This window comes from Chryseobacterium sp. MHB01, from assembly GCF_034651565.1.
Lineage (GTDB): Bacteria > Bacteroidota > Bacteroidia > Flavobacteriales > Weeksellaceae > Chryseobacterium > Chryseobacterium nepalense.
The window spans coordinates 237,117-251,232 of record NZ_JAYEDA010000004.1 but is presented as its reverse complement, the minus strand read 5'-3'; the positions used below and the strand labels follow the sequence as shown (position 1 = coordinate 251,232).

Below are 14,116 nucleotides of genomic sequence, written 5' to 3'. Positions count from 1 at the left end.
CTTCTCTAAAATACACAATCAAATTTTAATACAAAATTGCTTTGTATTTCTTTTTCCCATAACTTTGCACAAACCTAATCTAATGAGTAAAAAGAATACAAAGTACATCTTTGTGACAGGAGGTGTAACTTCATCTTTGGGAAAGGGAATCGTTTCTGCTTCTCTGGGACTTCTGCTAAAATCACGTGGCTTCAACGTAACCATTCAAAAGCTTGATCCTTATATCAATATCGACCCGGGAACATTGAATCCTTATGAACATGGAGAATGTTATGTAACCGAAGATGGTGCGGAGACGGATCTGGATTTAGGTCATTACGAGCGTTATCTTGATGCTCCTACTTCTCAAAACAACAATGTTACTACCGGCAAAATTTATCAGACAGTCATTGAAAAGGAAAGAAAAGGAGATTTTCTTGGAAAAACAGTTCAGGTAATCCCTCATATCACCAACGAAATTAAGCGAAGAATTAAAATTTTATCCAAACAGAACTACGATATCATCATTACAGAAATCGGAGGAACTGTGGGAGATATAGAATCTTTACCTTATATTGAAACGGTTCGTCAGCTAAAATGGGAGCTTGGTGAGAATAATTCAATGGTAATTCATTTAACATTGTTACCATATCTTGCTTCCAGCGGAGAATTAAAAACAAAACCTTCGCAGCATTCTGTTCGTCAGTTAATGGAAAGCGGAATTATGGCAGATGTTCTGGTTTGCCGTACCGAACATAAAATCCCGAAAGACCAGAGAGCAAAACTGGCTCAGTTCTGTAATGTCCCTTTGGATAATGTAATTGAGTGTAAAGATCTGGAAACAATCTATGAAGTTCCGATGTATCTTCAGAAACAGAATTTTGACGATGTAGTTCTCAAAGAACTGGATCTTAAAAGTGATAAAGAAGCGGACCTGAAAGATTGGAAATCGTTCCTGAAAAAATTCCAGAACCCTAAAAAATCAGTGGAAATTGCTTTGGTTGGAAAATATGTATCTCTTCAGGATTCCTATATTTCCATTGCGGAAGCTTTTAAACACGCAGGGGCAGATCTTGAAACGGAAGTTAAAATAAGATGGGTATACAGCGGAGATTTAACAGCCGAAAATATTAAAGAAACGCTAGCCGGTGTTTCCGGGATTCTTATTGCGCCGGGCTTCGGTGACAGGGGAATCGAAGGAAAGGTTCTTACCGCTCAGTATGCACGAGAAAATAAAGTTCCGATGCTGGGGATATGTCTGGGAATGCAGATTATGACCGTTGAATTTGCCAGAAATGTTTTAGGTTATACAAAAGCCAACTCCATGGAGTTCGATACTTCTACCGAACATCCTGTGATTTCATTAATGGAGGAACAGAAAAATGTAGTAGATAAAGGTGGAACTATGCGTCTAGGGGCATGGAAATGTTCTTTAAAAAACGGTTCTAAGTTAAATGACATCTACGGAGCTAAAAACATTACGGAAAGACACCGTCACCGATATGAATTCAACAGTGACTATATCGGTGAATTTGAAAAGAACGGCTTCCTGGCTACAGGTACAAATCCTGAAACGGGATTGGTTGAGGCGCTTGAAATGCCGGGCCATCCTTTCTATGTAGGCGTACAGTATCACCCGGAATATAAGAGTACGGTTGCAACACCGCACCCATTATTCAGGGCTTTCATTAAAGCTTGTACATCGAAATAATTAAGATATGAGAAACCTTCAAGATTTTGAAAACCTTGAAGGTTTATAGTTTTATAAAGTAATTTATTACTGAAAACGTCTTTATAATAAACTCAGACTGATTATTCTCAGCCTGAGTTTATTATATAGTAACACAGTATTGTATAGAGGTTTGATAAAAAAACAGTATTTTTGTCGACTCGAAAAAATGTAAATCAGTTTGATATACATTTAAATTTAAACAGGTAAAAATTTAATTAAAATAAAATGCAACAGAACAACGGACTCGATAAAAGTCAGATTATCAGTTTTGCGGTTTTATGTTTGGTGCTTTTCGGATTTATGTTTTATTTTCAGAATAAACAATCCAAGGAAGAACAGATAAAGGCTGAACAACAAAAAACCGAGCAGGTAAAAAATGCCGTAAAACCATCTCAGGCAAACAATATCAATCCTAATGTAACTCCGAATGCTATTCAGACAGCCAATCTTTCCAACAAAGAACTGAAGGTAGAATTCAACAGTCTTGGAGGACAGGTTTCGAAAGTGGAGCTTGCAGAGTATAAAGCATACGATCATAAAACAGATAAGGCAGATCTTCCGCTTTATTTAATCACAAAAAATAATTCGAATTACGGTTTTCAGTTTAAAGATAAAACAGGAAAAGTAATCAATACAAAAGATCTTGTATTTTCTCCTACAGTTAATGGAAATGCGGTAACGATGACGGCAAATTATAATGGTGCTGTTATTCAGTTTATTTATACTTTACTTCCGAAATATACGCTTGATTTTAAAGTAAGAACACAGGGGCTTGCAAAAATTACTTCGGATAACAAAGCTGATTTTATCTGGGATTACAATGTAAGAAACCTTGAAAAGGGTAGAGCTCAGGAACAGTCTCACTCGGAATTCTCCTACGCCTTTAATAATTATAAAAATTATGATTATGACGGAAGGACGACGATGGAAGAAGATAAGGAAACCCTGAACTGGATCGGGGTAAAACAGCAGTTCTTTGCTTCTGTAATTGAATCTAAAACAGGATTTACCCAAAGTAAGGGAAACCAGGAAACGATTGAAGAAGGAGAATATCTGAAAAAACTGAATTATGAAGGTTTTGTACAGATGACGGGAAGTGAGCTGAACCAGGATTTCACATGGTATTTTATGCCGCTGGATTTACCTTTATTGAAATCTTACGATAAAAATTTTGACGAAATTCTTCCTCTAGGCTGGTCTTTCATCGGTGCAATGAACCGTTATTTCTTTATTCCGATGTACAATATCATTGCCGACTGGGGGATCACAGCCGGATGGGTAATCTTCCTGATGACGATTATTGTTAAACTGATCTTGTCTCCAATCATGTACAAACAGCACAAGCTGAGTGCCATGATGAGAGTAATTCGTCCTGAAATCGATGAGGTGAATGCAAAACTGAAAGATGCCGACCCAATGAAAAAACAGCAGGCCACAATGGAAGTTTACCGTAAAGCCGGAGTTAACCAGATGGCGGGATGTTTGCCGGCCTTGGTGCAGATTCCTATTTTCTACGCGTTATTCCGTTTCTTCCCGAATTTTATTGATTTGAGAGGACAGGGGTTCTGGTTCGCAAAAGATTTAACGGCGTATGATGATTTGATTAAATTGCCGTTTAAAGTTCCTTTCCTGGGAGATCACCTGAGTATTTTTGCGATTGCATGTACCATTGTGATTTTAATTTATACCATTATGACTTCAGGAAATATGCAGCAGCCTCAACAGGAAGGAATGCCGAATATGAAAGTATTAATGTATATTTTCCCGGTTACATTCTTATTCTTCCTGAACACTTCTGCATCCGGTCTTTCATGGTATTATTTTGTATCAAATGCCATTAATATCTTAATTATCCTTGTGATTAAATATGTCATCCTGGATGAGAAAAAAATTCATGCGCAGATTCAGGCTAATAAAGAAAAGCCAAAAACTGAAGGAAAGTTTCAGAAACGAATGAGAGAAATGATGGAAAAGGCTCAGGAACAGCAAAAATATCAGGAGCAGCAAAAAAATAAAAAGAAATAATTCAATAAAACTAAAAAGAGAAGCATTTGCTTCTCTTTTTTTATTAATAACTTAAATCAAGACACTCATCTTGAATGCTGTAATCCAAACGAAATGATCTTCTGTGATACTTTGTTGGTCCAAATTCTACTAATGCCTGCTGATGTTTTTTCGTTGCATAGCCGAAATTTGTATTCCATCCATATTCAGGATGCTCATCATGAAGTTCAATCATTAATTTATCTCTGTAATTTTTCGCTAAAATAGAAGCCGCGGCAATAGATAAAACCTTCGAATCGCCTTTTACAATACATTGATGGGGAATAAAATTGTATGGGTGGAACCGGTTTCCGTCTACCAGAATAAGTTCGGGGCGTATACTAAGCTTATCCAAAGCCTGATGCATCGCATGGATGCTTGCATTAAGAATGTTATGTTCATCTATAAATCCGGCAGGAAGTTCAGCAATCGCATAATCTTTCACATTGTCTTTTATATACTGATCGAGATCCATTCTTGTCTTAAAATTCAGTTTCTTGGAATCATTCACCATGTTTTGGTTAAAATTTTCATCCAAAATAACTGCTGCTGCTACCACCGGACCACTTAAACAGCCCCGGCCTACCTCATCGCATCCTGCTTCAACGTAAAAAACCGACCATTTTTTAAGTAAATCCATATTATTTATAGAACTAAAATCATAAAACTAAGCAAATTTAAATATTTTTAACAAAACACTTGGCTGCCTTTAGAAAGTTTTTCATATTTGCACGAACAAAAAAGAATAATCAAATTAAATATGAAGAAATTAACTACGAGTGTTTTAGCTGTAGTTCTTACATCGTCGTTTGCGATGCTGAGTGCTCAGGATTCTCTAAAAACTCAGGATATTCGTGAGGTTGTTGTTACAGGAGCTTTAGGTCTGAAAAAAAGACAAGATGCAATTACTTCTACCAATCAGGTGGTAAATAATGCTGAAATTACGCAGGCTAATAACCCTAACGCTGTTCAGTCTTTAGCAGGTAAGGTTTCCGGGTTACAAATTAACACCACGAATAATTCAGTAAATTCCTCTACGAGAGTAGTCTTGAGAGGTCCAAGATCCATTTCCGGAAACAATCAGGCGTTGGTTGTTATTGACGGAGTAATATCTACGCTTGACATTCTACAAAATATACCGCCTGAAATTATTGATAACATGAACATTATCAAAGGAATGCAGGGAGCTGCGTTATATGGTGAAAGAGGAAGTAACGGTGTTATTGTAGTAACAACGAAAAGAGGAACCAAATCTGAAAAATTACAATTTAATCTTACCAGTTCCATAGACTTTTCAAGTGTTTTTAAACTGCCGATCAGACAAAAAATTTATGGACAGGGATATCCTGGCGACACTTTTGATACCACGGATTATGGCGGCGCCAACTGGACGCCTTATGAAAATACAAACTGGGGGCCGTCTTATTCAACTGTTTTAGGCGGGCAGTCATTGCTTGTAGGTATGCCTCAGGCTGACAATTCATGGTTTAGAGAAACATTTGATTATAAAAAAGACGGAATATCCAATTTTTTTAAAACGGGAGTTTTAATACAAAACGGATTGTCTGTAACAGCAGGCGGATCAGACTCTTATGTTTTCTTGTCTGTAAACAGAGCTGAAAATGATTTCGTTGTAGATAGAGATAATCTGAAAAGAAATAACTTTATCTTTAAAGCAGGAAAGCAATTAGGTAAATTTAGAATTGACGGAAACGTGAATTATTTGGACAGAAGAATTTCTAATACTAATTCCAGCTTATACGGACAATTACTACAGACTCCTACAAATGTTGATATAAGACAATTCAGATATTCTCTTCCGGATGCCAGTTACAGTATTTATACTGTTAATCCTTATTGGACTATCGATAATGATAGAAGCGATATTAAAGACAGAACGTTTACCGGATTGATCAATCTGGAGTATAAGCTGAATGATCATATCTCATTTACATATTCCGGAACGGCTGTTTCAGGATCAAGTGTTGAGGAGAGTCATTTGAATGCTTTTGCTTTCGACAGAGTATATGATGGTACAAACACTCCTATTGACGGAACCTCACCTGTAGATTACGGGCTAGATCCAATTGTATCCAATTATTATAAAACCGTTGCTTCAAGCTTTAGATACTACGGTGACTTAATGGCGAATTTTGATTATCGTTTAACGGATGATCTAGGTTTGAAATTCAATGTAGGACACAATATTCAGGATGCTTCAAGTTCAACTGCTCAGGTTGGTGGTGAGAACTTAAAAATTCCGGGATGGTATCATATCAATAACGTATTGCAGCCGGATCAGTTTTATAATCTTAATAATAACGAGACCAGACAAAGATCATTTGCGTGGTTTGCCAATTTAGATTTGGATTATAAAGATTTCTTATTTTTCAACTCTACATTCAGATATGAAAAAAGTTCTTTGACGAGTGTAAACCCTGTAACTGTTGAGGGGGTTCAGCTGCCATTCAGTAATAAAGGGTATCCGTATTATTCTTTCGGAGCTTCATTTGTTCCTACCAAAGCATTTGCAAGTATTAAAGGCGATGTGCTTAATTATGCGAAAGTAAGTTTAAACTACAGTAGAGTAGGTAACAGTTCTACAATTAGTTTATATGGGTTAGACAGAGTGGGAGCATTTCCTGTAGGATATCCGTTTGGCTCGCTTTCATCTTATTTGCCGACAACTACAATTTTTGCACAGGATATTGAACCGGAATTCTATTATTCAAAAGAGGCATCTTTACAGTTAGGATTCTTCAGAGACAGAATTACCGTTGATGCTTCTGTATTCAGAAATGATAACAAGAACTTTATTACAACTATTACTACTTCTTCAGCTTCTGGTATTACCAATTTCCAGGATAATATCGGGAATAGCAGAAACCAGGGATATGAAATAGATCTTGGCTTTACTCCGTTTAAAACCAAAGATTTTGAATGGAAAGTAAGAGGTTCTTATTCAACATATGATACGGAAATCTTATCATTAGCAGATGGTGCGGATGAAGTAGCTTTGTATAATTCTACGACTACCAATGTTGGGATATTTGCTGTTAAAGGTGAAAACTTTCCTGTAATTAAGGGAACCAGATATCAGAGAGATCCTAATGGAAATATCATCGTAAATGCAAACGGAAATCCTTTGTCTACAACAAATTTTGAAGTTTTGGGTAAAGTAAATCCGGATTATATCTTAGGATTTAATACATCATTTAAATTCAAAGGAATTACTTTGAGCGCAACTGCGGATTACAGAACAGGAAACAGTTTTGTATCACTCGCAAAAACAAGTTTAGGTACTACGGGTTCATTGGAAAAAACTGCTGATTTTGACAGGTCTCAGGGGTATGTAATTCCAAATTCCGTACAGTTGGTAAACGGGCAATATGTTGCCAATACTACGCCGGTAGGAAATGATCCAAGCTACTTCGGAGTAATGAATTATTTTACAACTGCTGCTTATACATCTGTCGGTGAAGAATTTGTAGTAGATGGTACTGCTTTAAAAGTAAGAGAAATCGCTTTAAGCTATGATTTGCCGAAATCTATTTTACGAAACAGTTTTGTTAATTCATTAACGATAGGGGTGTATGCGAGAAACCCATTTTTCATCTATGCTAAGGATAACAGAAACTTTAACGATCCGGAAACGGCTAATACTACAGGTAATGCTGCAGGGATTGCTGTTACTGGCCAGTATCCTAGCATGAGAACTTTTGGTTTTAACTTTAATGTAACTTTTTAATTGACAAAAATGAAAAACAATAAATTCTTAATAACAATTTTAGCTGCAACTTTAAGCTTAAGTGCTGTATCTTGTAGTAATGAGTATTTGGATGTGAATGACAATCCAAATGCAATACAGGCAGAAGAAATCACTCCGGAGCTGATGCTTCCGGGGGCAATTACTACAGCTTACAGAACACAGGCCGGGACTATGATGCAGTTTGGTAATCTTATGATGAACAGCTGGGCTGGGAATTCATATACAATTGCAGGCCCTTATTCTAGAGAATTCAGTTTATCCAGTGTAGACAATACTTTTTACAGAGGAATTTGGGAAGGGTTATATCCCAGAATTGCCAACTTCGATCAGATGGAAAGGTTTAAGAATTCAAATCATGAGCAGGATTATTATATTGCCATTGCTAAAATTATGAAAGCATATTATATGCAGTATATTGTTGACCTGTATGGAGATGCTCCTTACAGTGAAGCTTTCTTGGGCCAGCAGAATACTACTCCTAAATATGATAATGACACAGATATCTATAAAAGCTTAATATCTAAATTGGAAGAAGCCAATACTTTAATTGATAACGCTCAAAGCTCAACGGATTTTCATCCTTTAGAACCATCTTCTGATGTTGTCTTTAGTGGTGATATGGATAAGTGGAAAGCACTTTCAAATACAATTAAGCTGAGACTGTTGATTAGAATGTCTAAAGTTACCGGTGATCTGGCAACGTATAGAAATACAAAACTGCAGAGTTTATCCAATGCTACATTCATAGATGAGGAAGTAACGGTTAATCCGGGATATTCTTCAGCAAGTGATGACAAAATGAATCCTTTTATCTTAAACTGGGCTAGAAACGCTTCAGGTCAGCAAGTATCAAATTATGCCGTGGTAGTTGTTTCTGAGCATATGGCTAATTCATTAGAAGGAAATGTAATATTAAACGACAGCAATTATAGTAAGTTTACAGGACTTAAGGATCCCAGAAGATCAAGATTGTTTACCAATGTGACTTCTGTTGATGCAGGTGGTAATCCATTCACAGGATTAAAAGGTGTAAGACAAGGAAACGTTCCTGGTCAGCCTGGAGTACCTGTTAACAATGTGAATACTTCAAAATTAGGCACAGGTAATTTTTCTGGTGCAACTGCCATTTCGACTTGGGGTGATGTAATTGCAGCTAACAATGCAAGAGGTGGCGTTCTTTTTTCCAGAGCTGAAAGTAATTTACTACAGGCAGAGGCGGCATTGAGATGGCCCGCAATTTTTAGTACAATTAATGCATCTGCCAAATTTGCTACAGCTATAACTGCAAATGGTGCCTGGTTGGGAGCTAATGCTACACAGATTTCCAGCTATGTTACTGCTGCTAATGCACGGCCAGGACTGGGATGGACAGGCTCAGACACACAAAAGGTTGAAGCTATCATGACACAGAAGTGGATTGCATTGACGAATATTAACCCAACAGAAATGTTTATTGAATACAATCGTACAGGTTATCCGTTTACGCCAATGGCTACAACAGCACAGTTTCCTAATAAACCTTACAGATTGGTTTATCCAAACTCTGAATATGCGGCAAATTCAGCGAATGTTCCAAATATTTCAAGTGCACAGGTTTTTGTGAAAAATCAGTTTACTCCTTTCTGGAATCAAAACTAAATCCGTTTATTTGTTAACCTTAAAAGCCGCTGTTCACAGCGGCTTTTTTTTGGCTCAAAATGTTAAAATTCAGAAAATTTATAAAATAATTTATATGCGATACATTGTATTTAATTATTCTTCCATTCTCTTAATGGTGATATATTTACTTGTAACCTGTTGTTTATCACTTGTTATGGATATTTTTTTTACAATAAATCGATATAGAAAATAACAATTACAAAAAATTGGTATTTATATAAATTTTACTTCAATGATTTAATTAGTTTTTGTTAAAAATGGATCAATTAACAAATATTTATGAATGATTAAACTATATTATTTTCTTTTTTTGAAAAAGTGTTAATTTTTGACTATTTTCTTTTGCCATTTTAAGAAAGTTTTTAAACTTTGTTTAGCAAAATTTAATTAGATATGAAGAAACTAACAATGGGTGTACTTGCATCCGTACTGTCATCGTCTTTCGCTATAGCACAGGTACAGCCAAAGAGTGATACAGTTAAAACGCAAGACATCGAAGGTGTGGTGGTAACCGCACTGGGAATCAAAAGAGAAAAAAAATCTTTGGGTTACGCTACCCAGGAAGTCAAAGGTGACGATGTCAACAAAAATCCAACCCCCAATTTTTTAAATAACTTATCTGGCCAGGTTGCTGGTATGGATATCAAACAAAGTACCAACTTTGGAGGTTCCATTAACGTAGTTTTAAGAGGTTTTAAATCTTTTTCAGGAACCAACCAGCCGCTTTTTGTTGTTGACGGTGTTCCGATCATCAATAACAATATCAATACATCAAGCCAGACTACCGGCCGATATGGTGTCGATTACGGAAATGCAGCGTCAGATATTAACCCGAATGATATAGAAACCATTAACGTGCTGAAAGGAGCAGCAGCAGCAGCTCTGTATGGCTCACGGGCAGCAAACGGAGCGATTATCATCACCACTAAAAAAGGTAAGAAAAATCAAAAAGGAATTGGCGTAGAATATTCAAGCTCTATTACCATTTCTTCTATTGATAAGAAAACTTTCCCGGAATATCAGACTGAATACGGACAAGGATATTTTGGAGAAGACGAATGGGGAAGCTATAATGGTGGCCTGCTTGCAGGGTTTGGTAGTGATGCATCTTACGGACCAAAATATGATCCCAATCTGTTAGTATATCAGTATGATTCATTCATCCCGGGTTCTCCTAACTATGGAAAAGCCACACCTTGGACGATGGCCAAAAATGGTCCGCTGTCTTTCTTTAAAAACGGTACGAACTTTACAAACAGTGTTTCCTTAAGCGGGGCAAACGATGTATCAACGTACAGAATCAACTATACCAATCTTGATGCTACGGACATACTGCCAAACAGTTCATTAATAAAAAATAGTTTCGGAGGTAATGCTTCTTACAAAATTTCAGATAAATTAACGGCTTCATTATACGCCAATTATATTACACAGAGAACAAAAGGTAGAAATGATACCGGGTACAATGGGAACGTAATGAGCGGTTTCAGACAATGGTGGCCTACTAATGTTGATATTAAACAGCAGCAGGATTTATACAATATTGCAGAGCAGAACTATACCTGGAATATTACGAGTCCTACCAATCTTGCACCTCAATACTGGGATAACCTTTACTTCCAGCGTTACAAAAATTATCAGACTGATAACAGGGATAGATTCAGCGGAAATGTTTCTTTAAGCTATGACGTCTCAGATGAGCTGAACTTCTTAGTAAGATTAAGCAATGATAGCTATAGTATGACTACGGAAGAAAGAAAATCTAATGGTTCCGTACCTAATATTTTCGGACTTAACATTAATACGGCACAGCCTTCCGGATATAACTTAGGAAACTACAGATTTTCAGAAAGAAACTACGATTTCATCGGAACATATAAAAAAGATCTTACGGATGATTTAAATCTAAATGGAGTTGTAGGTACAAACATCCGCTATAATGCGGCGTACTCTGACGTACATACCACCGTTGGAGGACTGAGTGTGCCGAATTACTTTGATATATCGAATTCAAAAGAAAGACCGCTCAATCAAACCAGTGATACAAGTAAGCAGGTGGTAGGAATATTTGCACAAGCGAGTTTAGGCTTTAAAAATACATATTATATTGAAGGAACCGTAAGAAGAGATCAGACAACAGCTTTGTCAAAAGGCAATAATGTATACTGGTATCCATCTGTTTCGGGAAGTGTGGTGCTTTCAAATTTAATTAAAGCGCCATGGCTTAGCTTTGCGAAAGCTCGTGCCAACTATGCCATCGTTGGAAATGATACAGATGCCAATCAGTTAATTGATACTTACCTGGCAGGATCACCTTTCGGAAGTCAGCCTATTTATCAGTTTAACGGCGTTTTGAAAAATCCGGATTTGGTAGCGGAAAAGTTAAAGAGTATGGAGTTCGGTCTTGAAACTTCCTTCCTGAAAAACAGGATCGGATTTGATGCCACCTGGTATAAAAATGACTCTGAAAATCTGATTTCCAATGTGCTTGTTTCTTATGCATCCGGAACGACATTGCAGAAACAGAATATCGGTAATTTAAGAACTGAAGCTTTCGAGCTTTCATTGCGTGTGACACCAATCAAATCTCAGGATTTCTCATGGAATTTGGTTGCAAACTGGTCTAATCCGAAAACTACTGTTACAGAATTGAAAAATGGTGTGGATAATCTGGCATTGCAGACCAATACTTCACAAGGGGGAGTTACCCTGAACGCACCTCTGGGAGGACTATATGGAACAATTTACGGCTCGGATTTTATCTATGCTCCGGATGGCCAGAAAATAATTGATCCTGATACCGGTGCTTACCTGAAAACAACTACTACCAATAATGATCTGGGAAGCTATCAGGCAAAATGGTTCGGAGGATTGAGAAATACACTTAATTACAAAAATCTTTCTTTAAGCTTCCTGATTGATGTAAAAGAAGGTGGAAATGTATTTTCACTTGACCAGTCTTACGGATATGGAACAGGTTTGTATCCTGATTCAGTAGGGATGAATGATTTGGGAAATCCTGTAAGAAATACATTGGCCAATGGTGGAGGTGTAATCCTGGCAGGAGTTATTCCGGATCCTAATAATCCCGGACAGTACATCGCGAATAATGTAAGATTAGATAAGTCTTTATCAAGCCAGGTTTTGAATACAGATCCTCCGGCTGCAGCATTTGTGTACGATGCAAGTTATGTGAAGCTGAGAGAAGCATCCATCACTTATAATTTATCAAAAGAAGCGTTAGGCTCTAAATTTATACAGGGAATGTCATTTAGTATTATAGGAAGTAATCTTTGGATTATCCATAAAAACTTACCGTATGCTGATCCGGAAGCGGGATTGTCTTCAGGTAATCTTCAGGGATATCAGTCCGGAGTTATGCCTACAACAAGAAACTTCTCATTCAATGTAAAAATCAATTTCTAAAAATGTAAAAATGAAAAAAATCATAATATCTTTATTATTAGGTACACTATTCATCAGTTGCGAGTCTGATGATATAAATTTAGATCCTCACTCGGCATATACTACTATTCCCTCGAGTTTAGTAACAAATGCCCAAAAAGAATTGAGTGACTACGTGAACACGCCAAGTGTTAATGAAAATAATTTTAGGCTTACCATGCAGTACTGGCAGGAAACAACCTATGTGGAAGAAAGCAATTATAACTTCACCAACAGAAATGTTTCGAATCAGATTTACATTGATAATTATGTGAATGTACAGAATAGTTTAGTACAGGCAAAAAAATTAATAAATGACTATCAACCGGTACCTGCTGAAGCCCTTACCTGGCCTACGACCAAAAAAAACCAGCTGGCGATTATAGATATTTTACAGGTATATAGTTACCAGTTATTAGCAGATACATTTGGTAATATTCCTTATTCACAGGCAAATCAGCTGGGTTCAAATGTAGCTCCGGTGTATGACGACGGAGCAGGAGTTTATGCTAATTTAATATCAAGACTTCAGCAGGATATAGCAAATCTTGATGTTACGGGAGGATTAGATTCGGAATCGGATAGTTTTTCTTCAGCAGATATTTATTATTCAGGAAATCTTGCAGCCTGGGAAAAGTTCGGTAATTCACTTCTGCTTAAATTAGGAATTGGCATTGCAGACGCAAATCCTACACTTGCTCAGCAAACAGCTACTACGGCTATTAACAACGGAGTTATGACCTCATCTGCAGACAATTGTTTACTGCAGTATTTAAGCGGATCACCAAATTATAGCCCGATTTACGAAAATGTAAAGGCAAATAACAGAAATGACTTCGTTGGCGGTAAAACATTGGTTGATTATATGAATTCCAATACCGATGCGAGAATAACAAAATATTTTAAACCTGTAGGGTCTACAGGTAATTATATCGGACAGGCAATTGGTCTTCCAGCATCATTTGCGAACTTCTCTGCTCCTGGAGATTTTGCTTATACTCCTACAACGCCGGGAATCCTTATGAGCTATACGGAAGTAGCATTCTACTTGGCAGAGGCCAGTGCACGCTGGGGTATCGGAGGAAGTGCCGCAACCAATTATGCCAATGCGATTACTTCATCCTTTACGGATTGGGGGGTAACATCAAGTGCAGCAGCTTACCTTGCAGCGCACCCGTATAATTCTTCAAACTGGAAGAAATCTATCGGAGAACAGGCTTGGGTAGCCATGTATAATCAGCCTTTAGTTTCCTGGAATACATGGAGAAGACTTGATTTTCCTGCTCTTCAGCCGGCTGCAGCAGCAACAATCAGCAGTGTCCCTTTACGTATGACCTATCCGGCTAGTGAATATCAGACAAACGGTGGCAATGTAAGCGCGGCAGCTTCAGCTATCGGTGGAGATTTATTAACCACTAAAGTTTTCTGGGACAAGTTTTAATTTTAAGCACATTAGTTAACATTCATATTTAATCCGCCTCCGGGCGGTT

General features: G+C 37.2%; 7 protein-coding genes. 6 read left to right on the top strand and 1 reads right to left on the bottom strand.

The annotated features are described in order from the left end of the window. The first annotated feature begins 82 nt into the window (after positions 1–82). Together U9K52_RS09175 and yidC are read left to right on the top strand one after the other, a co-directional pair. Positions 83–1,690, top strand: coding sequence for a CTP synthase (locus tag U9K52_RS09175; protein WP_263602277.1), 1,608 nt, complete (start codon positions 83–85; stop codon positions 1,688–1,690). A 246-nt stretch (positions 1,691–1,936) separates the two neighbouring features. After that, positions 1,937–3,736: a membrane protein insertase YidC gene (gene yidC / locus U9K52_RS09170; RefSeq protein WP_248394916.1), complete on the top strand. Its 1,800-nt coding sequence runs from the start codon at positions 1,937–1,939 to the stop codon at positions 3,734–3,736. Positions 3,737–3,779: 43 nt separating this feature from the next. On the opposite strand, the gene U9K52_RS09165 is transcribed toward yidC, so the two are convergent. Next, the gene (locus U9K52_RS09165) at positions 3,780–4,394 is read right to left on the bottom strand and encodes a ribonuclease HII (RefSeq protein WP_322926085.1); all 615 of its coding nucleotides are present in this window, start codon (positions 4,392–4,394) and stop codon (positions 3,780–3,782) included. Positions 4,395–4,514: 120 nt separating this feature from the next. Here U9K52_RS09165 and U9K52_RS09160 point away from each other — a divergent pair, with 120 nt between their 5' ends. From U9K52_RS09160 to U9K52_RS09145, 4 genes are all read left to right on the top strand, one after another. Beyond that, entirely contained in the window at positions 4,515–7,502 is a 2,988-nt protein-coding gene (locus U9K52_RS09160; protein WP_322926084.1) for a SusC/RagA family TonB-linked outer membrane protein, read from the top strand. 9 nt (positions 7,503–7,511) lie between these two features. Further along, the gene (locus tag U9K52_RS09155; RefSeq protein ID WP_322926083.1) at positions 7,512–9,161 is read left to right on the top strand and encodes a SusD/RagB family nutrient-binding outer membrane lipoprotein; all 1,650 of its coding nucleotides are present in this window, start codon (positions 7,512–7,514) and stop codon (positions 9,159–9,161) included. 414 nt (positions 9,162–9,575) lie between these two features. Beyond that, complete coding sequence (locus U9K52_RS09150) at positions 9,576–12,608, top strand: SusC/RagA family TonB-linked outer membrane protein (protein WP_322926082.1); 3,033 nt, start codon at positions 9,576–9,578, stop codon at positions 12,606–12,608. A 10-nt stretch (positions 12,609–12,618) separates the two neighbouring features. Then, positions 12,619–14,067: a SusD/RagB family nutrient-binding outer membrane lipoprotein gene (locus U9K52_RS09145; RefSeq protein WP_263602282.1), complete on the top strand. Its 1,449-nt coding sequence runs from the start codon at positions 12,619–12,621 to the stop codon at positions 14,065–14,067. Positions 14,068–14,116 lie beyond the last annotated feature (49 nt).

Bases quoted from the DNA above. Each gene is read 5' to 3' on its own strand.
- U9K52_RS09175 (WP_263602277.1), top strand. From the start codon at position 83: ATGAGTAAAAAGAATACAAAGTACATCTTTGTGACAGGAGGTGTAACT.
- yidC (WP_248394916.1), top strand. From the start codon at position 1,937: ATGCAACAGAACAACGGACTCGATAAAAGTCAGATTATCAGTTTTGCG.
- U9K52_RS09165 (WP_322926085.1), bottom strand. From the start codon at position 4,394: ATGGATTTACTTAAAAAATGGTCGGTTTTTTACGTTGAAGCAGGATGC.
- U9K52_RS09160 (WP_322926084.1), top strand. From the start codon at position 4,515: ATGAAGAAATTAACTACGAGTGTTTTAGCTGTAGTTCTTACATCGTCG.
- U9K52_RS09155 (WP_322926083.1), top strand. From the start codon at position 7,512: ATGAAAAACAATAAATTCTTAATAACAATTTTAGCTGCAACTTTAAGC.
- U9K52_RS09150 (WP_322926082.1), top strand. From the start codon at position 9,576: ATGAAGAAACTAACAATGGGTGTACTTGCATCCGTACTGTCATCGTCT.
- U9K52_RS09145 (WP_263602282.1), top strand. From the start codon at position 12,619: ATGAAAAAAATCATAATATCTTTATTATTAGGTACACTATTCATCAGT.